Origin of the sequence: Mesorhizobium sp. C372A (assembly GCF_030323245.1) — a bacterium.
Lineage (GTDB): Bacteria > Pseudomonadota > Alphaproteobacteria > Rhizobiales > Rhizobiaceae > Mesorhizobium.
The window spans coordinates 2,249,996-2,272,094 of sequence record NZ_CP100475.1; the positions used below are offsets into that span (position 1 = coordinate 2,249,996).

At 62.3% G+C, this 22,099-nt stretch carries 26 protein-coding genes; 15 read left to right on the forward strand and 11 right to left on the reverse strand.

Annotation, left to right across the window (positions count from 1 at the left end; translation table 11 throughout):
- Positions 1–236 precede the first annotated feature (236 nt).
- The 4 genes from xylF (at position 237) to NLY42_RS10665 (ending at position 5,350) form a co-directional block, all read left to right on the forward strand.
- Positions 237–1,277 carry a D-xylose ABC transporter substrate-binding protein gene (gene xylF, locus NLY42_RS10650; RefSeq protein ID WP_023683968.1) on the forward strand — a complete coding sequence of 347 codons (1,041 nt, stop codon included), beginning with the start codon at positions 237–239 and terminating at the stop codon, positions 1,275–1,277.
- A 144-nt stretch (positions 1,278–1,421) separates the two neighbouring features.
- The gene (locus NLY42_RS10655) at positions 1,422–2,738 is read left to right on the forward strand and encodes a sugar ABC transporter permease (protein WP_023745783.1); all 1,317 of its coding nucleotides are present in this window, start codon (positions 1,422–1,424) and stop codon (positions 2,736–2,738) included.
- 12 nt (positions 2,739–2,750) lie between these two features.
- On the forward strand, positions 2,751–3,548 hold the full coding sequence (locus tag NLY42_RS10660; protein WP_023670104.1) for an ATP-binding cassette domain-containing protein: 798 nt from the start codon (positions 2,751–2,753) through the stop codon (positions 3,546–3,548).
- 155 nt (positions 3,549–3,703) lie between these two features.
- The gene (locus NLY42_RS10665) at positions 3,704–5,350 is read left to right on the forward strand and encodes a CHASE domain-containing protein (RefSeq protein WP_286497563.1); all 1,647 of its coding nucleotides are present in this window, start codon (positions 3,704–3,706) and stop codon (positions 5,348–5,350) included.
- A gap of 39 nt (positions 5,351–5,389) precedes the next feature.
- Here the strand turns inward: NLY42_RS10665 and NLY42_RS10670 are convergent, their stop codons facing one another.
- The 6 genes from NLY42_RS10670 to NLY42_RS10695 form a co-directional block, all read right to left on the reverse strand.
- Complete coding sequence (locus tag NLY42_RS10670; protein ID WP_023670102.1) at positions 5,390–5,632, reverse strand: YMGG-like glycine zipper-containing protein; 243 nt, start codon at positions 5,630–5,632, stop codon at positions 5,390–5,392.
- A gap of 83 nt (positions 5,633–5,715) precedes the next feature.
- Complete coding sequence (locus tag NLY42_RS10675; protein WP_023670101.1) at positions 5,716–6,042, reverse strand: hypothetical protein; 327 nt, start codon at positions 6,040–6,042, stop codon at positions 5,716–5,718.
- Positions 6,043–6,183: 141 nt separating this feature from the next.
- Entirely contained in the window at positions 6,184–6,360 is a 177-nt protein-coding gene (locus tag NLY42_RS10680) for a hypothetical protein (RefSeq protein WP_023754149.1), read from the reverse strand.
- A gap of 129 nt (positions 6,361–6,489) precedes the next feature.
- Positions 6,490–7,524: a sensor histidine kinase gene (locus NLY42_RS10685; protein ID WP_023711673.1), complete on the reverse strand. Its 1,035-nt coding sequence runs from the start codon at positions 7,522–7,524 to the stop codon at positions 6,490–6,492.
- Positions 7,525–7,684: 160 nt separating this feature from the next.
- Entirely contained in the window at positions 7,685–7,852 is a 168-nt protein-coding gene (locus tag NLY42_RS10690) for a DUF1328 domain-containing protein (RefSeq protein ID WP_023670098.1), read from the reverse strand.
- A 220-nt stretch (positions 7,853–8,072) separates the two neighbouring features.
- Positions 8,073–8,867: a response regulator gene (locus NLY42_RS10695; RefSeq protein ID WP_023670097.1), complete on the reverse strand. Its 795-nt coding sequence runs from the start codon at positions 8,865–8,867 to the stop codon at positions 8,073–8,075.
- 212 nt (positions 8,868–9,079) lie between these two features.
- On the opposite strand from NLY42_RS10695, the gene NLY42_RS10700 reads away from it, so the two are divergent.
- Positions 9,080–9,283 carry a NepR family anti-sigma factor gene (locus tag NLY42_RS10700; protein ID WP_023670096.1) on the forward strand — a complete coding sequence of 68 codons (204 nt, stop codon included), beginning with the start codon at positions 9,080–9,082 and terminating at the stop codon, positions 9,281–9,283.
- 3 nt (positions 9,284–9,286) lie between these two features.
- Entirely contained in the window at positions 9,287–9,838 is a 552-nt protein-coding gene (locus tag NLY42_RS10705) for a sigma-70 family RNA polymerase sigma factor (protein WP_023670095.1), read from the forward strand.
- Between the two features lie 56 nt (positions 9,839–9,894).
- Here NLY42_RS10705 and NLY42_RS10710 read toward each other — a convergent pair whose 3' ends face one another.
- Entirely contained in the window at positions 9,895–10,212 is a 318-nt protein-coding gene (locus NLY42_RS10710; RefSeq protein ID WP_050587123.1) for a response regulator, read from the reverse strand.
- Positions 10,213–10,552: 340 nt separating this feature from the next.
- On the opposite strand from NLY42_RS10710, the gene NLY42_RS10715 reads away from it, so the two are divergent.
- From NLY42_RS10715 to NLY42_RS10725, 3 genes are all read left to right on the forward strand, one after another.
- A complete protein-coding gene (locus NLY42_RS10715) occupies positions 10,553–11,314 on the forward strand; it encodes a Crp/Fnr family transcriptional regulator (protein WP_023670093.1) in 762 nt (253 codons plus the stop codon).
- Positions 11,315–11,438: 124 nt separating this feature from the next.
- A complete protein-coding gene (locus NLY42_RS10720; RefSeq protein ID WP_023670092.1) occupies positions 11,439–11,765 on the forward strand; it encodes an ElaB/YgaM/YqjD family protein in 327 nt (108 codons plus the stop codon).
- Between the two features lie 11 nt (positions 11,766–11,776).
- Positions 11,777–12,238, forward strand: coding sequence for a hypothetical protein (locus NLY42_RS10725; protein ID WP_023754150.1), 462 nt, complete (start codon positions 11,777–11,779; stop codon positions 12,236–12,238).
- Between the two features lie 162 nt (positions 12,239–12,400).
- On the opposite strand, the gene NLY42_RS10730 is transcribed toward NLY42_RS10725, so the two are convergent.
- Entirely contained in the window at positions 12,401–13,975 is a 1,575-nt protein-coding gene (locus NLY42_RS10730; protein WP_084779845.1) for an HWE histidine kinase domain-containing protein, read from the reverse strand.
- Positions 13,976–14,087: 112 nt separating this feature from the next.
- On the opposite strand from NLY42_RS10730, the gene NLY42_RS10735 reads away from it, so the two are divergent.
- Positions 14,088–14,315: a hypothetical protein gene (locus NLY42_RS10735; RefSeq protein WP_023693688.1), complete on the forward strand. Its 228-nt coding sequence runs from the start codon at positions 14,088–14,090 to the stop codon at positions 14,313–14,315.
- Between the two features lie 26 nt (positions 14,316–14,341).
- On the opposite strand, the gene NLY42_RS10740 is transcribed toward NLY42_RS10735, so the two are convergent.
- Complete coding sequence (locus NLY42_RS10740; protein ID WP_023683959.1) at positions 14,342–15,262, reverse strand: diacylglycerol/lipid kinase family protein; 921 nt, start codon at positions 15,260–15,262, stop codon at positions 14,342–14,344.
- Positions 15,263–15,520: 258 nt separating this feature from the next.
- Between NLY42_RS10740 and NLY42_RS10745 the strand changes: the two genes are divergently transcribed.
- A complete protein-coding gene (locus NLY42_RS10745) occupies positions 15,521–16,825 on the forward strand; it encodes a PRC-barrel domain-containing protein (RefSeq protein WP_023693689.1) in 1,305 nt (434 codons plus the stop codon).
- Between the two features lie 82 nt (positions 16,826–16,907).
- Here NLY42_RS10745 and NLY42_RS10750 read toward each other — a convergent pair whose 3' ends face one another.
- Complete coding sequence (locus NLY42_RS10750) at positions 16,908–18,461, reverse strand: alkaline phosphatase family protein (RefSeq protein ID WP_023754152.1); 1,554 nt, start codon at positions 18,459–18,461, stop codon at positions 16,908–16,910.
- 217 nt (positions 18,462–18,678) lie between these two features.
- On the opposite strand from NLY42_RS10750, the gene NLY42_RS10755 reads away from it, so the two are divergent.
- The 4 genes from NLY42_RS10755 to NLY42_RS10770 all read left to right on the forward strand — a co-directional run bounded on the left by NLY42_RS10755 (position 18,679) and on the right by NLY42_RS10770 (position 21,849).
- Positions 18,679–19,611, forward strand: a complete 933-nt coding sequence (locus tag NLY42_RS10755; protein WP_023754153.1) for a VOC family protein — start codon at positions 18,679–18,681, stop codon at positions 19,609–19,611.
- A 4-nt stretch (positions 19,612–19,615) separates the two neighbouring features.
- Complete coding sequence (locus NLY42_RS10760) at positions 19,616–20,248, forward strand: alpha/beta hydrolase (protein WP_023754154.1); 633 nt, start codon at positions 19,616–19,618, stop codon at positions 20,246–20,248.
- Positions 20,241–20,540 carry a GNAT family N-acetyltransferase gene (locus tag NLY42_RS10765; protein WP_023683956.1) on the forward strand — a complete coding sequence of 100 codons (300 nt, stop codon included), beginning with the start codon at positions 20,241–20,243 and terminating at the stop codon, positions 20,538–20,540. Before NLY42_RS10760 ends, NLY42_RS10765 begins: the two co-directional genes overlap by 8 nt.
- Positions 20,541–20,790: 250 nt before the next feature.
- Entirely contained in the window at positions 20,791–21,849 is a 1,059-nt protein-coding gene (locus tag NLY42_RS10770) for a dipeptidase (RefSeq protein WP_023754155.1), read from the forward strand.
- A 3-nt stretch (positions 21,850–21,852) separates the two neighbouring features.
- Here NLY42_RS10770 and NLY42_RS10775 read toward each other — a convergent pair whose 3' ends face one another.
- Positions 21,853–22,098, reverse strand: a complete 246-nt coding sequence (locus NLY42_RS10775; protein WP_023690115.1) for a hypothetical protein — start codon at positions 22,096–22,098, stop codon at positions 21,853–21,855.
- Position 22,099: the final 1 nt, after the last annotated feature.

Here is a 22,099-nt window from a genome sequence, read left to right on the forward strand (position 1 = left end):
TGATAGTGAAGGCGTTCGACGGCACCAGCCAAATATTGGCAGACGCCGGCAGCCCTGTCATTGTTTATTGCGGAGCTCGAAAAAATTCGGCAACGCCATCAGAATCCATCATAATCGATGTTGACAGTGCCTTATCATTGAACCAGTATTTTTTCGAGGCTCGAAAAAATGGAGCCTCTTTGTGCAGGCCTTCGGGCCGGTTTTGTCGCGCCGTGGGCGGCGCAGGGAGGGTTATAATGAACAGATTTGCAGCCGCCATGCTGGCGGGTGTCGCCATGTCGCTGGCGCTGATGTCGGTCGCGCAGGCGAAGGACAAGGTCATCGGCGTGTCGTGGTCGAACTTCCAGGAAGAGCGCTGGAAGACCGACGAGGCGGCGATGAAAACGGCGATCGAAGCCGCCGGCGACAAGTACATTTCGGCCGACGCGCAGTCCAATCCCGGCAAGCAGCTGACCGACGTCGAAAGCCTGATCTCGCAGGGCGCCAACTCGCTGATCATCCTGGCGCAGGACGCCTCGGCCATCGGCCCGGCGGTGCAGAAGGCGCTGGACGAAGGCATTCCGGTCGTCGGCTATGATCGCCTGATCGAGAACAAGGACGTCTTCTACCTGACCTTCGACAACAAGGAAGTCGGCCGCATGCAGGCCCGCGAAGTGTTCAAGGCGAAGCCCGAAGGCAACTATGTCTTCATCAAGGGCTCGGGCTCGGATCCGAATGCCGATTTCCTGTTCTCGGGCTCGATGGAAGTGCTCAAGGAAGCCATCGACTCGGGCAAGATCAAGAATGTCGGCGAGGCCTATACCGATGGCTGGCTGCCGGCCAACGCCCAGAAGAACATGGAACAGTTCCTGACCGCCAATGACAACAAGGTCGATGCCGTGGTTGCGGCCAATGACGGCACCGCCGGCGGCGTTGTCGCCGCGCTGACGGCGCAGGGCCTTGCCGGAACGGTTCCGGTCTCGGGCCAGGACGGCGACCATGCCGCCCTGAACCGCATCGCGCTCGGCACGCAGACGGTGTCGGTGTGGAAAGACGCGCGCGAACTCGGCAAGAACGCCGCCGAGATCGCCTCGCAGCTTGCCGATGGCAAGAAGACGGGCGACATTGCCGGCGCCAAGGACTTCACCACGCCTGGCGGCAACACCGTCAAGTCGCTGTTCCTGACCCCCGTCGCGATCACCAAGGACAACCTCAACGTCGTCATCGACGCCGGCTGGATCAAGAAGGACGAAGTCTGCACAGGCGTCGCCGCCGGCAGCGTCGCGGCTTGCAACTGATCTCGACGACTTGAAGAAATGAGGCGCCGCGGCTGTCAAGCCGCGGCGTTTTCTCTACGAGAATTGTGTGTTTCCGCCATCGGCGGCAAACTTCTAGGCTGTGGTCCGGCATCCGCGCCAGACGGCAAGCCGCTGGAGGACATCATGACCGACACGACCTCAAATCCGCAGGCCGATACGGCACGAGCGTCTGAACTCGGCGCGGTCGCCCGGTTCCTGAAAGCGACCGAACTCGACACGCGTATGCTCGGCATGGTCGGCGCGCTGCTGGTCATCTGGGTCGGCATACATATCCTGTCGGGCGGGCTTTTTCTGACGCCGCGCAATCTTTGGAACCTGTCGGTGCAGACGTCCTCGGTCGCGATCATGGCGACCGGCATGGTATTGGTCATCGTGATGCGCAACATCGACCTTTCGGTGGGCTCCGTCGAAGGCGTGATCGGCATGATCATGGGCGTGGCACAGGCCGAATTCCTGATTCGCGTCATCGGCTTCCAGCTTGGAAACCCCTGGCTCTGGATCGTCGCGCTTGCCGCCGGCGTGGTGCTTGGTCTGCTGATCGGCGCGTTCCAGGGCTTCATCATCGCCTATATGCAGGTTCCGGCCTTCATCGTGACGCTTGGTGGCCTGCTGGTCTGGCGTGGCATGGCATGGCTCATCACCAGCGGGCGCACGGTCGCGCCACTCGACGCCACCTTCCAGCTGATGGGCGGCGGACCACGCGGCTCGATTGGCGCCGCTGCCAGCTGGATGGTCGGCATCGTCGCCTGCGCGGCGGTCGCCTTCGCGCTGCTCAACGGTCGCTCGCAGCGCAAGCGCTTCAGCTTTCCACTGCGCCCCGTCTGGGCCGAGACCCTGCTTGGCGTGGTCGCTTGCGCGGCCATTCTCGGCGCCGTGTGGATCGCCAATTCCTATCCATGGCCGATCGGCGTCGTGCGCCAGTACGCACAGCAGAACGGCATCACCGTTCCCGAAGGCGGGCTGTTCATCGCGCATGGCATCGCCATACCGGTGCTGATGGCGGTGACTGTCGGCATCATCATGACGTTTATCACCAAGCGCACGCGTTTCGGCCGCTATGTCTTCGCCATCGGCGGCAATCCGGAGGCAGCGGAACTCGCCGGCATCAACACGCGCTGGGTGACCATGAAGGTGTTCATGATCATGGGTGTGCTGGCTGCAATCAGCGCGGCGATCTCGTCTGCCCGTCTCAATGCGTCGACCAACGCGCTGGGCACACTGGACGAGCTTTTGGTGATCGCGGCCGCTGTCATCGGCGGCACGTCGCTCGCGGGCGGCGCCGGAACGGTGATGGGGGCCATGCTCGGCGCGCTTCTGATGCAGTCGCTGCAATCCGGCATGGTGCTGCTCGGCATCGACTCGCCGCTCCAGAGCATTGTCGTTGGCGCCGTCCTGGTTATCGCCGTCTGGCTCGACACCGTCTATCGCAAGCGCGTCTAGGGAGGAACGATTATGGAAAAAACTGCTCCCACCGGTACGCCACTGATCGACATGCGCAACATCTCGATCGCGTTCGGTGGCATTCGCGCCGTCGACGATGCGTCCATCGATCTTTTCCCGGGCGAAGTGGTGGCGCTGCTTGGCCACAACGGCGCCGGTAAGTCGACGCTGATCAAGATCCTGTCGGGCGCCTACAAGCGCGATGCCGGCCAGATCTTGGTCAACGGCCAGGAGGCCTCGATCTCCAATCCGCGCGACGCCAAGAAATACGGCATCGAAACGATCTACCAGACGCTTGCGCTGGCCGACAATGTCGACGCTGCCGCCAACCTCTTCCTCGGCCGCGAACTGATGACCGCGTGGGGGACACTCGACGATGTCGCCATGGAGGCCGAGGCGCGCAAGGTGATGGGCCGGCTCAATCCGCGCTTCCAGCGCTTCAAGGAGCCCGTGATCAAGCTATCGGGCGGCCAGCGCCAGTCGGTGGCGATCGCACGCGCCATCCTGTTCAACGCCCGCATCCTGATCATGGACGAACCGACGGCCGCGCTTGGGCCGCAGGAGACGGCGCAGGTCGGCGAACTGGTAAAGCAGCTCAAGGCCGAGGGCATCGGCATTTTCCTGATCAGCCACGACATTCACGACGTGTTCGAGCTTGCCGACCGGGTCTGCGTAATGAAGAACGGCCAGGTCGTCGGCACCGCGCTCACCACCGATGTGACGCAGGACGAAGTGCTCGGCATGATCATCTTGGGAAAGTGTCCGCCCGGCGCCATTCCCGGTCCGGGTGCGCTGAAGATCGCGGCCTGAGACCACGATATCATCGGCTCTCATCTTCACCGATGTTCGACCGATAAGCCGGCTAAATATACGTGATATGCCAGCCGTCATTATGGCTTGGCCGCGCCATTGTCTTGCCGCGGCGAGTTGCCCATAAAGGTTCCCGAACCGTCCATGGGCCTGCGTTGAAGAAGTTTTTCCCGATCCTTGCCATCATTGCCGTTGCACTGATCAGCCTTACGATGGCGGGCTTCGCCTATTTCGCCACCCAGGAAGCGGCGCGCATCAAGTTCGAGGCGACGGCCGACGACGCGCTCAACCGCATCGAAAGCCGTATCGATCTGCATCTGTCACTGCTGCGCTCGACGCAGGCGCTGTTCGACGCCCGCAATGGCGAGATTTCAGGTAGCGAATTCAAGGCCTTCTTCAGCGCCCTCGATGTTGATAACAATTTCGCCGGCCTGCGCGGCATCGGCTATCTCAGGCTGGCCAAGACCGGTGACGAAGCGGCGGTCGAGCGCGACATGTTGCGCGACCGCGGCGCCGCCCACACGGTCTATCCGGACACGACACAGCCATGGCGCACGCCCGTCGTGCTGTTCGAGCCGCTCGACCCTGCCAACGAATCCACCATCGGCTACGACATGTTCACCGAGCCGGTGCGGCGCGAGGCGATCGAAAAAGCGCTGGCCGATGACGCACAGCACGCAAGCGGTCTGGTCCAACTCGGCCAGGACACGGGCGCGGCGCAGACCTTTACCGGTTTCCTGGTCTTCGTCAGGCTCAATGTCGAAACCGCGCCGGATGGTATCAACGCGTCCAGATCATCGACATCAGGCCTTCTCTACGCGGCCTTCCGCGCCCGCGACCTGTTCCAGACCGCGCTCAGCCGCACGCCTTTGCTGCCGGTCAACACCGCGGTCTATGACGGCACGGCCGACGCCGACAATCTTCTGTTCCAGTCGGAAACGCCGCCGGTTGCGAGCTTTGGCGACAGGCTGTTGGTGACGCGCAAGATCATCGTCGCCGGTCGGCCGTGGACGGTGCTGTTTCGGCCGACAAGTGCATTTTCGCAACCGTCCTCGCGCGCCATTCCGGTCATGCTCGGGCTGTTCGGCCTGCTTCTGGCCGGCGCCATAGCGTTGGTGGCCCGCTACCAGGAGCGCGCCTACGACGCCAAGTCGCTGCTGCATGAAACGACGGAAAAAAGCCTGCTCGAAAAGGATTTGATGCTGCAGGAGATGAAGCATCGAATCAAGAATTCGATCACGCGGGTGCTGGCGATTGCGCGCCAGACGGCGGCGCAAGCAACCGACGTGCAGGAGTTCTCAACTTCCTTCTCGGCCCGCCTCCAGGCAATGGCGGCTTCCCAGGATATGCTGACGCGTTCGCGCTGGCAGAAGGCCGATCTTGGCGACCTGCTGCGCATCGAGCTCGGCCAGGTGTTCGGCAAGGAGCTTCCGGAAGGGATATTGTCAGGGCCTCAGGTGCTTCTCGACGAGAGGACGACGCAGGCGCTTGGCCTGACCTTTCACGAGCTGGCGACGAATGCGCTGAAATATGGCGAGGCCGGCAATTCCGTGGGTGCGCTGAAGGTCAACTGGTCGTTCGAGGGGCGCGGGTCTGAGCGGATGCTGGTTCTGAACTGGCGCGAGGCCGGGCAGAAGGAACTCGAAGCGCCGGCGAAGACCGGCTTCGGCACCAAGCTGATCGACCTCAATGTCACGCAGGAATTGCGCGGCACGATTGCCCGAGATTTTCGCGTCGATGGGCTTACGGTGGAAATCAGGATCCCGCCGCCTCATGCAGGCAAACAAACGGAGACCGGCTGACCGGTCTCCGTCGCGATTGTCTGACGCTTTTGAAGCGAATCAGCAGCGAGCGGTGTAGAGCCGGCCGCGATTGTCGCGATACTGGCAATAGCCGTTGCGCAGGTTGCGCACCAGCAGGCCGGAACCGGCGCCAACGGCTGCGCCGATCAGCGCACCCTTGCCGCCGCCGATCAGTCCGCCGGCCAAAGCACCGACACCGGCGCCGACACCGACATCCTGCTCGGTCGTGCTGCAGCCGCTGACGGCGACCACCGCAACCATGGCAATAATCAATTTCCGCATAGAATCTCTCCTCACTTTTGTCCTCACTTTAGTAAGCTCCAGCCGCTATTTAGCACGAAACAGCAGCCTTTGCCCGCTCGATCTTATTGTTGGCTAAGAGAGTCTTTTTCGCGGCGCGTGGCGTTCGACGCGACCACGACACTGGAAATCTGCAAAGACGCGTCGAGGGTGCCGTCCGGGCGCACGTTCCAGACGATCTGGTCGTAATCATCTTCCAGCGCGGGGTCGACCGTAAGACATTTGGCAACGACGTGCTCGGCCTGACCCTGCACGTCGCCGGCAGCGAATGGACGTTCTGCCGTGCATGCTTCGGCGGTTTCGAAAACACTGACCGGCACCGGCAGTTCACGGCATTCGGTCATGTTGTTCGAACAGCCAATTACCAAAAGCAAAGCGGCGATGTGTTCCACGGCGACACGTCCTCTCGCCATAAGAACGGTCCACAGCCGTCAAAGTTCCTGTGCCGAAAGGGCGTTAATAATTGGTCGGCTACGAGCTGGACAGTTTCTGAGCCAGGCTGCTTGGGAGCAGCGTGAACCTGAGCATCTGGCTCAGACCCATTGCGACGCCACGATCAGCACAACAGCGGCGACGAGCGCGACAGCGGCGACGCGAAGCAAGGGATGCCAGGCGTGCTGCAAAGGCGAGGCTGAAGCGTCAGGATCCTGAAAGCCGCTCATCGACACCCGGGCGGCCTGCTCCAGCCTGTTCATATCGGCAACCGTCATGATCATTCCTCCCATACTCGCGTTGCAGGCTGCGGCCGAAACATCGGTTGAATCGGTCAAGATCCAGCAATCTCTGGGAACCACAGCATCGGATTTTATGGTGAACAGCCGGTTAAGGAATCCCGCCGCTCATTCGGTTTCGAAATTGCCGTGCGGAACGACGAGGCGATATTCGAGGCGGTCACTGGTGATCTCCAGCGTCGCCGTGCCGTTCAGCGATGCCGGCACGACACGTTCGAGGGCAACGCTGCCGAAGCGTTTCTCGGTGCGCCTGTTATCATTGGCGACAATGGCCTCGACCCAGGTCAGCGACAAAGCCGGCTTGTCTGCGGCCTCTGCGACGTTCGACAGATCGGCGGTTACCTCGACAAAGCCGTCCGGCCGCGCCAGGGCGCCGTAGCTGAATGAATTGACGGCGAGTTCGTGCATTGCCAGTCCAATATGAATGGCTGCGTTGGGATTGAGGTAGGGGTTGACGCCATTGAAGCGCAGGCTCTGCGCGGGATCGGCGCCGTAGCGAACGACCTGGCCGCGGATAAGCTCGCGAAGTGCTGCACCCCGCCAGTTCGACGACGTTACCAGATCCTGGGAGGAAGCCAGTGACTGCAGGCGGCCGCGAAAGCGCTTCAGGAAATCGTCGGGTGTCTCGGAATAGCGGCCGGTCTGGGTGGCAATACTCTGGATGATGGCCAACAGGTTCTTGGAGCGGTGGCTGACTTCGCGCAACAGCGTCTTCAGCGTCTGTTCGCGGCGTTTCTGCTCGGTGGTTTCCACCATCGTGGTGACGACGCCCTGCACGTCGCCGCGATTGCCCCGATCGGCATCGACCCATACCTGGAACCAGCGCATGCCATCACCGGTGGGAACACTCAGTTCAAGGCGTTCCGGATTGCCGGAAGCGATCACATTGCTTTTGGCGGCGGCGATTTGCTCAGCTTGCGCCGGTGGCAACGCGCCGTTGCTGTCGGCTGTGTCGGAAACCCACGGCGCACGCATGTTGCGGGCCCATACAGTCTTCAATTCACGATCCTGATAGAGGACGGAAATGCCGGCATTGTGCAAAGCGTGAAGCAAGGCCCGGCCAAGCTGCATTCCGCTTTCAGCCGGGTGCAGTGCGATCACCTCGTCGCCCTGTCCGCTCTCGCCTCCGCCAATGGAACGCATCAATCACCTGTCCACCTGATCAGGACCGAACGATTCACTTGGACTCAGTTCCTGAGTAGGTCCCCAGAAAAGGTCCGCCGGACGATGTCCCGTTGGAGGACATCGCCCGGCGGTGGCTGGAAACCGTTTGAGGGGTGCGGCTTCCAGTGTTCGCCCGCTCCTACGATGCCCGTCTGAACAGGCCGGCCAGAAGCGAGATGACGAGGAAGGCGAGAAAGATGAAGAACAATATTTGCGCGATACCGGCCGAGGTACCGGCGATGCCGCCGAAACCAAGCGCGCCGGCGATGATCGCCACGACGAGAAATACGAGCGCCCAGTAGAGCATGATCTGTCTCCTTCCGATACTGAATCAAGAACGTGAGTGATTGCTGTTTGTTCCACCATTTGCCGAAAAAGAAGGTCTTTGGAAGAGGCCCGGATGCGAAATGATTCACGCGCGTGCGCCCCATACGGAGCGACGGGCAGCCGCCGATCGCCGGGCTAGGCGATCGCCAGTGCCGGCAACGCTGCGAGGCGGCGAAAAGTTGGAGATTGAAGGCCCTACTTCACGCGGCGGCCTTGGCCTGCCGGTCGAAGAACAGCGCTTGGCTGATCAGCGCCTTGACCATGTCGGGATTGAACGGCTTGGTGACGAGGAAGGCCGGTTCAGGCCGCTCGCCGGTCAGCAGACGTTCGGGGAAGGCGGTGATGAAGATTACCGGCACCGAAGTCGACGACAGGATTTCGTTGACCGCATCGATACCCGAGCTGCCATCGGCAAGCTGAATGTCGGCCAGCACCATCTTCGGCCTTGTCTTGCCGAACATCGCCACCGCCTCGGTATGGGTGCGCGCGGTTCCGACCACGTGGTGGCCGAGGCTCTCGACCATTTCCTCGATGTCCATGGCGATCAGCGGCTCGTCCTCGATGATCAGCACATCGGTCGCCACCTGGCGAGAGATCTCGTTGCTCGCCTGGGCAAGCAGTTCGGAGAATTCCTTGGCGTCGACATCGAGAATTTCAGCTGCCTCGTCTTCACCGAAGCCTTCGACCGCGACCAGCAGGAAAGCCTGGCGTGGCCGTGGCGCAATGGCGTTCAGATTGGCGGCGGCGCGCTGCTCCCATGCCGATTGTGCCTGCTCCTGCGGAACGCGGATGGCAATGGAGGTGAACAGTTTGGCGAATACCTTGTAGAGCGCGATGCGGTCGCTTGACGCTTGCGGGAAGATGTCGACGTCGGCGATGATGGCTTCGAGCATCGCGGCGACCAGCGCATCGCCACTCTCCTGCGATCCGGATACGGCGCGTGAAAAGCGGCGCAGGAACGGCAGGTGCGGAGCGATGGTTGCGGAAAGGCTCATGGTAGACGTCTCCCTCAGATGACGCGATTGCATAGATTGCAGGTCAAGCTGATTGCAAGCCCCAACACCCAAACGCGGGTTTTGCGAAAAAGTTCCGAGACTTGTGGAACGAAACCGTACGGGCGACGTTTGTGGTGCGATGGGCAACCAGACGAGGGGGCCGCTTTGCGTTGTGTAATGGGGCGGCTCGGGGCGCTGGATTTAAGGGCGAAATGAAGGACATGAATAAAGAAACGCTGGCTGGCGCCGCTGACAGGCGCCGGGCCAATTCCGGCGACCCGCTCGGGGCGAATTCGGAAATCGGCCGCAAACTCAAACAATATTATGACGAGCTGGTCTCGGACAATGTGCCGGATCGCTTTGCCCAGTTGCTCAGCCAATTGGAAAAGGCCGAACCTGCACAGAAGAAGGACTGAGGCATGGCAGCTGTCTCACAAGGGTTCAAGACCGACCTGCTCGGCTCGATCCCGAGCCTGCGGGCCTTTGCCGTGTCGCTGACGCAGAATGCCGACAAGGCCGACGATCTGGTGCAGGAGACGCTGGTCAAGGCTTGGGACAAGCATGAGAGCTTTCAGCCCGGCACCAATCTCAAGGCATGGCTGTTCACCATCCTGCGCAACGAGTTCTATTCCCAGATGCGCAAGCGCGGCCGCGAGGTGCAGGACAGCGACGGCATCATGACGGCCAGGCTTGCCGTTCATCCGGCTCAGCACGGCCAGCTTGACCTCAAGGATTTCCGCGGCGCGCTCGAGCAACTCCCCGAGGACCAGCGCGAAGCCATCATCCTCATCGGCGCTTCAGGCTTTTCCTATGAAGAGGCCGCCGAAATCTGCGGCTGTGCGGTCGGAACGATCAAGAGCCGGGTCAGCCGGGCCCGCACGCGGTTGCAGGAGATCCTCAAAATCTCCGGCGAAGACGAATACGGGCCGGACGCGATCTCGTCCCAGGTGACGGGTTCAAACGCTGCCTGACGGCGGAGGCCCCGTTTGCGGGCCTGGGCTCTCTACACATACGCATCGAAGATATCTCAGACTGGCGCGCGGCCGCAGGCCGCCGCCAGAGCCTCGACGAGATCGGTCCCCGAATAAGGCTTGGTGACCAGGCGGATGCCGGGAAAAGACCCTTTGATCTCATCGGGGTCCGAATAGCCGGAGGCAAAGACAAACGGCAGGCCCGATTGGCGCAGCCGCGCGGCGAAGTCGAGTGTGGACGTTCCGCCCAGCATGAGGTCCACGATAGCGGCGTCGAACTCGCCAACGACCTTCTGCTCATCGATCTCGGCCAGAGCGCGGGCAATCACTACGTCGCTCGCGCCATGGTCGCGGCAAAGCTGCTCGACATCCATGGCGATCAGGAATTCATCCTCCAAGACAAGAATTCGCAATCCCTCAAGCAATGGCGGCACTTGGCAATCTCTCCTCAATTCTTGCAGCATCGGGTACAGTGACTCCAGTCAACCGCATCGCGGACCTTGGGGGGATCGGTCAGGCCTTAATCCGAAAAGTTCGCCCACCGGCTCTACTCCACAAGCGAGCTTCGAATTCGCCTCAATGGAGTGTAGCGAGTCATGATCGCTATTTGCCATCCTGTCATTTAAAAAAGACATGCCATCGGCAGCGGAACCGCGGCCTTGCAAAGGCGTAGCACTCAGTCTCTGGCAAGAGACTTTCGAAAGAGGGATCGAAATGTCTGGCCAGAATGGTCGTTCGTTTTCCAGCCGTCAGTACCCATGCGAGATCTGCCCGCTTCGGCCATTGCCGGTGTTCCGGGAATTCGAGAAGCAGGAGCTTGCCTATGTCAGCATGTTCAAGAAGGGCGAACTGGCCGTCGACAAGGGCGCCACAGTGCTGGTCGAAGGCAGCCAAAGTGCTCATCTCTACACCGTGCTTTCGGGCTGGGCCTTCCGCTACAAACTATTGTCGGACGGCAGGCGCCAGATCCTGAACTACTCCATGCCCGGCGATCTTATCGGGCTGCAGGGCAGCCTGATGGGCGAAATGCAGCACTCGGTCGAGGCGCTGTCGCCCATGCTGTTGTGCGTCTTCGAGCGTGAAAACCTGCACGAGCTCTACCGCAACCATCCGGGCCTTGCTTACGACATTACCTGGCTGGCGTCGCGCGAGGAGCGCATGCTGGACGAGAACCTGCTCAGCGTCGGTCGGCGCACGGCGGTCGAGCGCACCGCCTATCTCATTGCCTTCATCGCCAGCCGCGCGGCGGCAGTCGGGCTCAACGGCAAGGCGCCGGTGCAAATCCCGATTACCCAGCAGCATGTCGCCGATACGCTCGGCCTGTCGCTGGTCCACACCAACAAGACGATCCGCAAGCTCATCGATCGCAAGCTGATCGCCTGGCGCGACGGCGGTTGCGAAGTGATCGACGGGGAGGGGCTGAAGGATCTCGCGCGCTGGGAGGGCCTAAGCGAAGGCCGTCGGCCGCTGATCTGACAGGCAGGCCTCCATCTGGGGCTGGACTCGCACTTGCAAACACCCTTTCATGGATACGGTCTCCGATTTCGGAACCATGACGTGTGTCGGGCGTTTGAAGCCAAGCAAACGCAAGGAGTTTAGAATGGCAACTGCCGCAGGAAAAACCGCCAACGAAAGTCAGACGAACGCCGACCTGGAAGCCGACATTCGGCAGTTGAAGGCGGATATCGAAAAGTTGACCAAGCAATTGGCCAAGACCGGCGAACATGGTTACGGCACGGCGCGGCGCGCTGCTGCCGAAGGCGTCGACCAGTTGCGCGCGCAGGGCGAAGCCGTCTTCGACAGCCTGCGTGGCAACGCCAAGGATCTTGAGGCCCAGATCACGGCCAATGTGCGCGAGAAGCCGGTCACTTCACTGGCGATCGCGGCCGGCGTCGGCTTCCTGTTTGCGCTTCTTGCCCGGCGCTAGTTTCGACAGAGATGGGCATGCTGGCACCGCTTATCTCGGCCTTGGCCTCGGGTGAAGCCATTGCCGCCATGCGCCGCGCGCGCACGGCGGCAATCGTCTACGGGCTCGCCGCCGTGGCTGCCCTGTGCGGCCTCGGGTTTCTCCTGGGGGCGGCCTACATCTGGGCGGCTGACCGTTATGGCTCGATGGCCGCCTGTCTTGGCTTCGCCGCTGGTTTCCTGGTACTGGCCGGGCTTATCGTGCTCATTCATCAACTTGCGGCTGGAACGCGTGCACGCCGACGTGTGCGAAGGCGCAATGCCGACCTGAAGGCGCTCGGTATCACCGCGGCGCTTGCCGTGCTGCCGGCCTTGCTCAAGGGGAAAGGCGGGAAGGGCGTCATTCTCGGCCCGATGATCGCGCTCGCGGCCTATGCCATCTACCGCGAGAACGTCAAACCGGATCCGGGCGATCCAGACAGCGAAGCCGACTAAAGCGCGTCGCGCTGATGCGCTTTTCCCGGGAAAATCGCTCTGCACTTCTGGAATCGCTTTAATGCATGTCGCCCAGAAGTGTGCCGCGGTTCTGGGACAACGACATGCATCAAAACAAAGACTTAAAGCGCGTCGTATGAATCCGTTTCAGCGTGACGCGCTTTAGGCCGGCAGATCTTCAAGCGGCATCGATATTTCGGCGAACACGCCTTCGCTGCGGAATTCGTGGGTCACCTCGCTCGATAAAACCTTGGCGAGGCTGCGGCGGATCAGGATAGAGCCGAAGCCCTGGCGTTCCGGCGGGTCGACTTTCGGCCCGCCGCTTTCGATCCAGGTCAGCACAAGGCGGCGCGCGCCTTTCTTGCCCGCCGCCTTCCAGTCGACATCGACCTTCCCCGAGCCAACCGACAGCGATCCGTATTGCAGCGCGTTGCTGGCCAGTTCGTGCATGATCAGGCCGAGCCCCACCGCCTGGTCGGGCGAAAGCAGCAGCTCCGGACCGGAGATCACGATGCGCGGCCGTTCTGCCGAATCGAACGGCTTGACCTCGATCTGCATCAGTTCGCGAATACCGATTCCGCGCCATTCGCGATCCGACAGCAGGTTATGGGCTGCGCCCAGCGCCTGCAGCCTGGCGCCGAAGGCTTCCAGGAATTCGCTTGGGCGGCGAGCGTGGCGAACGGTCTGCGTCGCCAGCGCCTGCACCGTTGCCAGCGTGTTCTTGACCCGATGGTTGAGCTCGCGCAGCAGCAGCCTTTGCCGGTCCTCGCCGAGCTTGCGTTCCGAGATGTCGTAGTTGACGCCAAAGATAAGCGTCGGCTTGCCTTCGCCGTCGCGCTCGATGACGCGGCCGCGGGTGACTATCCAGCGCGGCGGATCGAAGCCTTTGACCCGGTATTCGCCGAAATAGTCGTCGCTGCCGGTCAGGGCATCGCGAAAGCGCGTCTCGGTCTGGTAGACGTCGCGCGGGTCGATGGCGGCCAAAATGTCGCGCGCCCGCAGCCGGTTCGAACGCGGCAGGTTGAACAGCTCCGACAAACGCACGTCGCATTCGATCATGTCGGTGCGGATATCCCAGGCCCAACTGGCGAGCGAGGCGGCGTCGAGCGCTATGGCTCGGCGCTTTTCCTCCTGCGCCAAAGCAGCCGTGGCAATGGCGCCGCTGCGGGTGGCGTCCTTGAGGGTAAACAGGCTGGCGGCGAGGCTGGCCAGCGATTTCAAATGATCGAGCGCGGCAGCGGACGGAAATTCATGCGGCTCCCGGTCGAGTACGCACACCGTACCGACGCGCGCGCCGGCAACCACCATCGGCGCGCCGACATAAAAGCGGACATGGTGTTCGCCGGTGACCAGCGGGTTGCGGGAGAAGCGAGGGTCGATGCTGGCATCCGGCACCACCATGGGCTCGTCGCCGGCGGCAATGGTATGGGCGCAGAACGATATGTCGGTCGCGGTTTCGGTCTCGTTGAAGCCGACACAGGATTTGAACCACTGTCGTTCGGTGTCGAGCAGCGTGACGAGCGCGATCGGCGCCTGCATCACGGCTGCGGCAAGGCCGGTGATGCGATCGAAGTCGGGATCGGAGTCGGTGTCGATCGCGTCAAGCCCGTGCAGTACGGCAAGCCGCTCCGGCGCCACCACGGCGCGGCGGACTTCAACCGGCAAACAAACCTGCTTCGGCACCTTGCTATCCACCAAGCCCCCTCGCTTGCAGGCCCCACCCGCGGTGGCGCGCATCTTGCGCGGCCGTCGCGCGCCGGAACTTTTGTAGCAAGCAATCGTTACCCCACCATGTTTCGCCAGCGATGGTTTTATCCACCATGCCGGTTGCACGATAGGAACGCCGCCGATGACCAAGATCGCCCCTGAAAACAAAGCCCGTCAGGGGCGCTGGGGTTGGCACGGCTTGCGCATACTGGTCGCCGCGCTGCTCCTGGCTTTCATTGCTTGGGGAGCGGCCGAGATTTATGGCCAAAAGATCGATCCAGATACCCCTGAAAGCCAGGGGCAGCCCACCGGCCAGACCGCGCCGGCCGACCAGAGCGCGCCAGCCGGCGAGGGGCAGTCGGGCGGCTAGGGTTTTCCTCGTCATTCGTAATCGCATCAGGCGGCCTTTGCCTGGGCGGCTTGCGCCGGAACCAGGACGTTCAGCGCGCCAGGGTGGATCTGGATTGTCGTTTCACGCTCCAGCTTGACCAGTTCGCCGTCGATGACGGCGCCGAATTTCTTGCTCCCTGTATGGATTTTCACGATTGCCTTGTCGGCCTGATGAGTTTCGACATGGTCGCTGTCGCGCCACCTGCCTCGAGCCATGTCGAAGAGCGCCCTGACCAGCTCGCCACGCTGCCGCGCCACGGTTACATAGATGCCGAGCACGCCGCCGGCAGGATTGTCGGCATAAGGCAGATGGCCTTCGCCAAACAGATTGTTGGAAATGCCGATGCCGCTGATGCGGGTCACGATTTCGGCTTCGCCGACCGTCAACGTCACCTTCATGGCTGGAGGATTGTTGATCGTCGTCCAAGCGGCCTTGGCCGAGGCGCGAATCTTTCCCAGGCGCGAGGCGAATTCCATATTGTCGCGCAGCTTCACCATCCTGGCGTGCAGGCCGATCGAGAACTGATGCACGAACGGCCGGCCATTCGCGCTCGCGATATCGACCGCCATGATCTCGCCGTCGGCAAAGGACTTCAGCGCGCCATCGATGGTCTGCGGAATTCCAAGGCCGCGGGCGAACAGGTTCATGGTTCCTGCAGGCAGGACGGCCAGCGCCTTCTTGCCATTCATCAGCCGCCCCGCGGCGGCCGAAATGGTGCCGTCGCCGCCACCGGCCAGCACGACGTCGATGTCGCGTCGCGCGGCGACCTTGTCGAGCGCCGCGACAATCTCCTTGCCGGCGACGATGTCGATATCGATGGAGTGACCAGCCGTCTCAAGCGTCTGGCGCATGCGGTCGGTTAGCGCGGAAAGATCGGTGGTCCGCAAGGTGCCGCCGTCCCGGTTCAGCACCGCTGCAAATCGCATGCCCCGCTCCGTGTTCTTTTTTAGTGGTCGGAATGCCAGCCGCAGGCTGAAACGGGCAAGCTTGGGAAAGGTTCCATCGGCCGGGTGGAAAGTCCGGCGATTCCACGGACTTGCCCGGGGTGTTTCGATGCTCCCGTTTTTTCGGAACAAGCGCCTTGTCACAACGTTGTGATCCCATTGGAGGCGCCGCCTTCGGTCTCCCGGCAAGTGGTTTGCCGATTGCGGCGCGCACGAGATCACGCAAGAGGAGACTTAATCATGATCCGCACACTGTTCGCGACGACCGCACTCGCAACGCTGATCGCTACCGGTGCGTTTGCGCAGTCAACGACGGCCCCGGCGACGACCCCAGCGCCGGCTGAAGCCCCTGCTACCATCGCGCCGGCGACACAACAGGCCGACGGCGCGCTGATGACCAATATCATCGGCGAGTCCGTCTACAATGGCACTGGCGACGATGCGCAGAAGATCGGTGACGTCAGCGACGTCGTCCTCGATGAAAACGGCCAGGCGAAATCCGCCATTATCGGCGTTGGCGGCTTCCTCGGCATAGGCAGCAAGAACGTCGCCTTCGACTACGGCAAGTTGCAATGGGTCGAGAGGAATGGTGACCGCTGGCTCGTCGCCGAGACGACGAAAGAAGCGTTGACGGCGCTGCCCGACTTCGACCGTAAGCCCTACGATCCGGCCTCGGCGCCTGCTTCCACGGCGCAGAACGACCCGCAGAAGCCGGTTGATCTCAACGCCGCGCCGTCAGAACCGGCGGTGAAACGCGCTGACGGCAATCTCGCAACCAACATCATCGGCGAGAATGTCTACAATGGCACTGGCGACGATGCCCAGAATATCGGCGACGTCAACGACATCGTGCTGACCAAGGATGGCAAGGCGCAGTCGCTGGTGATCGGCGTCGGCGGCTTCCTCGGCATGGGTGAAAAGAACGTCACCTATGATTTCGCCAAGGCGCGGTGGGCCGAAAAGAACGGCGATCGCTGGCTGGTGGCGCAGACCACCAAGGAGGAACTGCAGGCGCAGCCTGATTTCGACCGGAAGCCCTATGATCCGGCGCCCGTGACGACAACCTCCGACGCGACGCAGCCGACTGCTCCGGCTGCCCCGACGGCCGTTGCACCGGCTGACAATGCTCAGCCAGCGGACAAGACCGCGGAAGCTCCGGCCGGGACAAAGGCTACCGATCCGACGCAAACGGCAGCGATCGACAAGTCCACACTGACCGAAATGCCGGTCGGTAACATCAGAGGCGACGACCTGAAGGGCACCACCGTCTATGGCGCCAACGACGCCAAGGTCGGCGAGATCGGCGACGTCGTGCTCACGCCCGACAGCAAGCCGGATGCCGTCATCATCGATGTCGGCGGCTTTCTAGGCATCGGCGCCAAGGAGGTCGCGGTCGGCATGGACAAGCTCAAATTCATGACCGACAAGGACGGCAACAAATATCTCTACACCAACTTCACCAAGGAGCAGTTGCAGGCGCAGGCCGCCTATGACAAGGGCAGCTATGCCGAGAAGCGCGACCAGCAGCGGATGATGGTGCAGTAAGGGAATAGGCAGTAGGGATTGGGCAGTAGGCGAAAACCGAGTGACGAGGCATTAGCCGCCAGAACATTCTACTGCCTACTGCCTACTGCCTACTGCCTACCCACATACCCACCACCCCTTCGTCCGTCAGCTCTGCAAGCGCCAACGACTGGTCAAGATGCTCGGCGCGCCAGGCAAGCAGCCGCTCGGCAAATTCAAGCCGCACGCTGAGATAGGCCGGGTCGGCGGCAACGTTGGCCAGTTCGCCCGGATCCTTCTCCATGTCGAAAAGCAGCGGCGGCAGGCCGCCGCCGAAATGCACGTATTTGAATTTTTCCGTACGGATGACGGCGAGGTTGCACTGGCGCGAGCCGATGCCGAAATGCCGTTCGGCCTCACCGCTGGCAATCGAGCGGAAGTCGAACTCCCAATGCGCCGCGTCGCGCCAATCCTTAGGCGGTTCATCTTGCAGGAACGGTTTTAGCGAGCGGCCGTCGAGATGCAGCTGGGCGTCGGCGTCAAGCAGATCGAGCAAAGTCGGAAAGATGTCGACTGCCTCGGTGAAGTGGTTGACGATCGAGCCGGCTGCATTGCCGCGTCGTGGGTCGCGCACGATCAATGGGATGTGATAGCTGCCGTCGAAGAAGCCGCCTTTGCCCAGCATGAAATGGTCGCCCATCATCTCGGCGTGGTCCGAAGTCAGCACGATGATGGTGTCATCCCATGCATTCGCCGTCTTGATCGCTTGCCAGATGCGGCCAAGCTGCGCGTCGACCTCCGAGATCATGCCGTAATAGATCGCGCGGATGGCCCGGATGTTGTCGTCGCCCCAGTCGCGCACGTGGCCGTCGGTGCCGGGGCGGAAGCTTCTCCGCTTCTGGCGACCAAGGTCGTAAGCCAGATAGGGATGCCTTTGCGCCTCGGCCTGCCAAGTCTCGACATGGCGGAAGGGCGGTCCGTCCGCCGGATCATACAGCGTGTTGTAGGGCCGCGGTACGACAAAGGGCGGATGCGGGCTGATGAAGGAGACATGCGCGAACCATGGCGAATCCTGTTCGTCCAGCCAGCGAATGAATTCGCCGGCAAGAAAAGCGGTCGGCGTCTCGTCCCTGGAATAGACAGGCGGCGCGCTGGTCACGGCGTCGCCCGCTTCCCCGCCTACGGGGCGGTGAATGCCGGGAGAGCCCGCGCTGGTGTCGACGCCACGTGCCTTCAGCCATGACAGCCATGGTTTCTGATGCTCAGGCAGGAACTGGCGAACGCTGAAGCCGGGCAGCACGCCCTCATAGCTTTTCAGCCGGGGATCGCCCGGCGCCATCGTGCGCGGATCGGGCGAGACGTCGGTGTAGCCGAACAAAGTCGGATCATAGCCGAGGGCGCGGGCCGAAAGCGCCATGTTGCCGTGGCGGGCGTCGAGCGGCGTGCCGTTGCGGCAGACGCGATTGTTCATCTGGTAGAGGCCGGTGTAGAGGCACGCGCGGGCCGGCGAGCAGGGCGCCGCGCCGCCGTAATGCCGCATGAAAAGGACGCCTTCGGCGGCGAGCGCATCGGCATTCGGCGTCTTCACCACGGCATGGCCGGCAGCCGACAGGCAATCGCCCCGCCATTGGTCGCAGGAGATCAATAGGATGTTCGGGCGTCTGCTTTTCGCGGCCAATGCTCTATCCTGTCACGTCGGGAAGACGTTCAATGAACCGGAATTTGGCGGCAGCGCAAGCCTGTCAGTCTTGCTTAAATGGTGAACGAAAATTTCCTGCTGTTCACTATTGGGATACAGTCCATTCTGAGTTTGCCGCCTTTGCCATTGCCAGGCGGCCCCTCATATAGGCGTGGACAGCGGCAAGAGCCGCAAACCGAAGGGAAGGAGCAAGACAATGCTCGACCAGATCAAGGGCCTGCATCACGTGACGTCGATGGCCGGCGATGCGCGCCAGAACAATAATTTCTTCACGCACAAGCTCGGCCTGCGCCGGGTCAAGAAGACCGTCAACTTCGACGCGCCAGATGTCTATCACCTCTATTATGGTGACGAGCACGGTACGCCCGGCTCGGTGATGACCTATTTTCCGTTCCCGGACATTGCCAGGGGCCACCATGGCGTCGGGGAAGTCGGTACCACGGCCTATTCGGTGCCGGCCGGCACGCTCGGCTATTGGGAAAAGCGCTTCGCCGATGAAGGCGTTGCGGGTGTCTCCCGCGAAGAGACGTTCGGCGAGAAGCGGCTGGCCTTCGCCGGTCCCGACGGCGACGGTTTCGCGCTGGTCGAAGACAAAGCGGACAGCCGCGCGCCGTGGTTGAAAGGCGGCATTCCCGCTGATGAGGCGATACGCGGCTTCCACTCGGTCTCGCTCAGATTGAAGGATGGTGGCGCCACGGAAGAGCTGTTGAAGTTCATGGGCTATGAGCAAGTGGACAAGTCCGGCAATGTCAGCCGGCTGGCGGTCAAGAACGGCAACGGCGCTGATGTCGTCGACATCGAATCGCTGCCTACGGCGGGCTTTGCCAATCTCGGTGCCGGCTCGGTCCACCATGTCGCCTTCGCGGTGGAGAATCGCGCCCAGCAACTCGAAGTGCGCAAGGCGCTGATCGATACGGGTTATGGCGTGACGCCGGTGATCGACCGCGACTATTTCTGGGCGATCTACTTCCGCACGCCGGGCGGCGTGCTGTTCGAAGTCGCCACCAATGAGCCGGGCTTCGACCGTGACGAGGACACCGCCCATCTCGGCGAAGCCCTGAAACTGCCGACGCAGCACCAGCATCTGCGGCCCTATCTTGAAGAGCATCTGCAGAAGCTGGAGGGCTGAGACGATGAGCAAGCAAGCTTACATCCATAAGGCGCTGCCGGGTTCGCCCGGCGGCCCGCTGCTCTTCGTCTTTCACGGCACCGGCGCGGACGAGAGCCAGCTGCTGTCCCTCGGGCGCGACCTCGCGCCACAGGCGACGATCGTATCGCCGCGCGGCGATGTTTCCGAGCATGGTGCGGCGCGTTTCTTCCGCCGCACCGGCGAGGGCGTCTACGACATGGACGACCTCGCGCGGGCGACCGCCAAGATGGCCGGTTTCATCAAGGCGCAGGTGATAGCGGCAAGGCCATCTTCGGTCTTTGGTCTCGGCTATTCCAACGGCGCCAACATCCTGGCGTCCGTAATGTTCGCCGCGCCCGAGCTGTTCGATGCGGCGGTGCTGATGCACCCGCTGATCCCGTTCGAACCGCAGGTGCAGGGCAGCATTGCCGGACGCCGCATCCTGGTCACCGCCGGCAAACGCGATCCGATTTGCCCGCCCAACCTGACGTCGCGGCTGGAAGCCTATTTGCGCGCAGATGGCGCCGATGTCACAGTGGAGTGGCACGATGGCGGCCACGAAATTCGGCCAAACGAGATCGAAGCGGCGAGGCGGCTTTTTGCCGATGCGCCGGTTGAAGGAGCAAGCGATGCCTGACGAATTGCCTGAGATCGAACTCGAGGACCGCGGCTCGAAGGGACGTTATGTCCTGCGCGGGCCCGGTGGCGCCGAGGCGGAAATGACCTTCACCAAGGTCGGCGAGCACCAGATCATCATCGATCACACCGAAGTGCCGGACGTGTTTCGCGGCCAGGGCGCCGGCCTTCGGCTTGTCACACGCGCCGTCGAGGACGCGCGGGCAGTGGGCAAGAAGATCATCCCGCTCTGCCCCTTCGCCAACGCCCAGTTCCGCCGCCATCCGGAATGGGCGGATGTGCTGAAGCAATAGACCTTTTTCCCTTCTCCCCTTGTGGGGTGAGTTGCCGGTCGCCGAAGGCGAATTCATCGTGCCAGTGGCACGATGAAAGGCCGGCGAACGCCGGGACGCTGCGAAGCAGCGGGGACCCGGTAGGTGGTCGGAGTCGCTCAGCCACAAGAGCGAACACCTCTCTGGCATTTGCGCAGTTCGGCCTTCTTGCCTAAGTACACAGTTCGCTGCGGTTCGTCCGCTCCTGCCAACTTGACCGAATGGCTTCCTGATGACCGAATCCGATCTCGTCCCCGTCTTCGACGGCCACAACGACACGCTGCTGCGACTGTACCAGTCGAAAGACACCGACGTCGAAAAGCTGTTCATCGAGGGGACGCAGGGCGGTCATATAGATCTGCCGCGCGCCAAGAAGGGCGGCTTTGCCGGCGGCATGTTCGCTATCTTTCCACCGCCGGTCGAGAAGAGCAAACGCTCTGCGGTGCCGCCGGCGCCGAGCGACAATGAGCCATTGCCGCCGGAACTGCCACGCGCTGATGCGCTCAATTCCACCATCGGCATGGCCTCGATCCTGTTTCGGCTGGAGCGCGCGGGCGCGCTGACCGTCTGCCGCAGTGCCGGTGACATTCGCGAAGCGATGGCGAAAGGTTCGATCGCGGCGGTGTTTCACATCGAAGGCGTCGAGGCGATCGATCCCGAACTTACCTTGCTCGACGTGCTCTACGAAGCCGGCCTGCGCTCGCTCGGCATTGTCTGGAGCCGACCCAACGCCTTCGGCCATGGCGTCCCGTTCCGCTTTCCATCGTCGCCCGATACCGGACCGGGGCTGACCGATGCCGGCAAGGCGCTGGTCAAGGCCTGCAATCAGCTCAAGATCATGATCGACCTGTCGCATCTCAACGAAAAGGGCTTTCGCGATGTCGCCGCACTCAGTGATGCGCCGCTGGTCGCCACTCATTCCAACGTGCATGGGCTGTGCACCCATTCGCGCAACCTGACGGACTGGCAGCTCGGCGCCATCCGCGAGACCGGCGGCATGGTCGGGCTCAACTTCGCAACCGGCTTCCTGCGTGAAGACGGACGGATGAACTCGGACACCAGCCTCGACATCATGGTGCGCCATGTCGACTCGCTGCTGCAGGCGCTGGGCGAGGACGGCGTCGGTCTCGGCTCCGATTTCGACGGCGCCATGATCCCGGCGGTCATCGGCGACGTTGCCGGTCTGCCGAAGCTGATAGATGCGCTGGCCGCGCGCGGCTTCGGACGCGCGCTGATCGAGAAGATCGCCTATCGCAACTGGCTGAACGTTCTCGAAAGAACCATAGGGTGAGGCTTAAGCGCCCATGCGCTTCAGCCAATCCTGGCCGCCGCGATCCCTGATCATCGGCAGCGGGTTCTCCCAGTCCAGCCGCGCGCAGATGCGGTAGACTTCGAGCGTCTCGGCGCTCATTTCGCCGCGCTTGTAGAAGTACATGGCGGCGGCATAGCGGGTACGACCCGACCATTTTTCGCCGAGCGGCGTGTTGACCAGCTGCCACTGTTCGGCGGCTTCCGTCTCATCATCCGGTTCGTCGGCCATG

Bases quoted from the DNA above. Each gene is read 5' to 3' on its own strand.
- NLY42_RS10760 (WP_023754154.1), top strand. From the start codon at position 19,616: ATGAGCAAGCAAGCTTACATCCATAAGGCGCTGCCGGGTTCGCCCGGC.
- NLY42_RS10715 (WP_023670093.1), top strand. From the start codon at position 10,553: ATGTCTGGCCAGAATGGTCGTTCGTTTTCCAGCCGTCAGTACCCATGC.
- xylF (WP_023683968.1), top strand. From the start codon at position 237: ATGAACAGATTTGCAGCCGCCATGCTGGCGGGTGTCGCCATGTCGCTG.
- NLY42_RS10720 (WP_023670092.1), top strand. From the start codon at position 11,439: ATGGCAACTGCCGCAGGAAAAACCGCCAACGAAAGTCAGACGAACGCC.
- NLY42_RS10730 (WP_084779845.1), bottom strand. From the start codon at position 13,975: ATGCGCGCCACCGCGGGTGGGGCCTGCAAGCGAGGGGGCTTGGTGGAT.
- NLY42_RS10775 (WP_023690115.1), bottom strand. From the start codon at position 22,098: ATGGCCGACGAACCGGATGATGAGACGGAAGCCGCCGAACAGTGGCAG.
- NLY42_RS10755 (WP_023754153.1), top strand. From the start codon at position 18,679: ATGCTCGACCAGATCAAGGGCCTGCATCACGTGACGTCGATGGCCGGC.
- NLY42_RS10705 (WP_023670095.1), top strand. From the start codon at position 9,287: ATGGCAGCTGTCTCACAAGGGTTCAAGACCGACCTGCTCGGCTCGATC.
- NLY42_RS10700 (WP_023670096.1), top strand. From the start codon at position 9,080: ATGAAGGACATGAATAAAGAAACGCTGGCTGGCGCCGCTGACAGGCGC.
- NLY42_RS10765 (WP_023683956.1), top strand. From the start codon at position 20,241: ATGCCTGACGAATTGCCTGAGATCGAACTCGAGGACCGCGGCTCGAAG.
- NLY42_RS10770 (WP_023754155.1), top strand. From the start codon at position 20,791: ATGACCGAATCCGATCTCGTCCCCGTCTTCGACGGCCACAACGACACG.
- NLY42_RS10690 (WP_023670098.1), bottom strand. From the start codon at position 7,852: ATGCTCTACTGGGCGCTCGTATTTCTCGTCGTGGCGATCATCGCCGGC.
- NLY42_RS10660 (WP_023670104.1), top strand. From the start codon at position 2,751: ATGGAAAAAACTGCTCCCACCGGTACGCCACTGATCGACATGCGCAAC.
- NLY42_RS10680 (WP_023754149.1), bottom strand. From the start codon at position 6,360: ATGACGGTTGCCGATATGAACAGGCTGGAGCAGGCCGCCCGGGTGTCG.
- NLY42_RS10745 (WP_023693689.1), top strand. From the start codon at position 15,521: ATGATCCGCACACTGTTCGCGACGACCGCACTCGCAACGCTGATCGCT.
- NLY42_RS10725 (WP_023754150.1), top strand. From the start codon at position 11,777: ATGGGCATGCTGGCACCGCTTATCTCGGCCTTGGCCTCGGGTGAAGCC.
- NLY42_RS10710 (WP_050587123.1), bottom strand. From the start codon at position 10,212: ATGGATGTCGAGCAGCTTTGCCGCGACCATGGCGCGAGCGACGTAGTG.
- NLY42_RS10735 (WP_023693688.1), top strand. From the start codon at position 14,088: ATGACCAAGATCGCCCCTGAAAACAAAGCCCGTCAGGGGCGCTGGGGT.
- NLY42_RS10670 (WP_023670102.1), bottom strand. From the start codon at position 5,632: ATGCGGAAATTGATTATTGCCATGGTTGCGGTGGTCGCCGTCAGCGGC.
- NLY42_RS10695 (WP_023670097.1), bottom strand. From the start codon at position 8,867: ATGAGCCTTTCCGCAACCATCGCTCCGCACCTGCCGTTCCTGCGCCGC.
- NLY42_RS10655 (WP_023745783.1), top strand. From the start codon at position 1,422: ATGACCGACACGACCTCAAATCCGCAGGCCGATACGGCACGAGCGTCT.
- NLY42_RS10740 (WP_023683959.1), bottom strand. From the start codon at position 15,262: ATGCGATTTGCAGCGGTGCTGAACCGGGACGGCGGCACCTTGCGGACC.
- NLY42_RS10685 (WP_023711673.1), bottom strand. From the start codon at position 7,524: ATGCGTTCCATTGGCGGAGGCGAGAGCGGACAGGGCGACGAGGTGATC.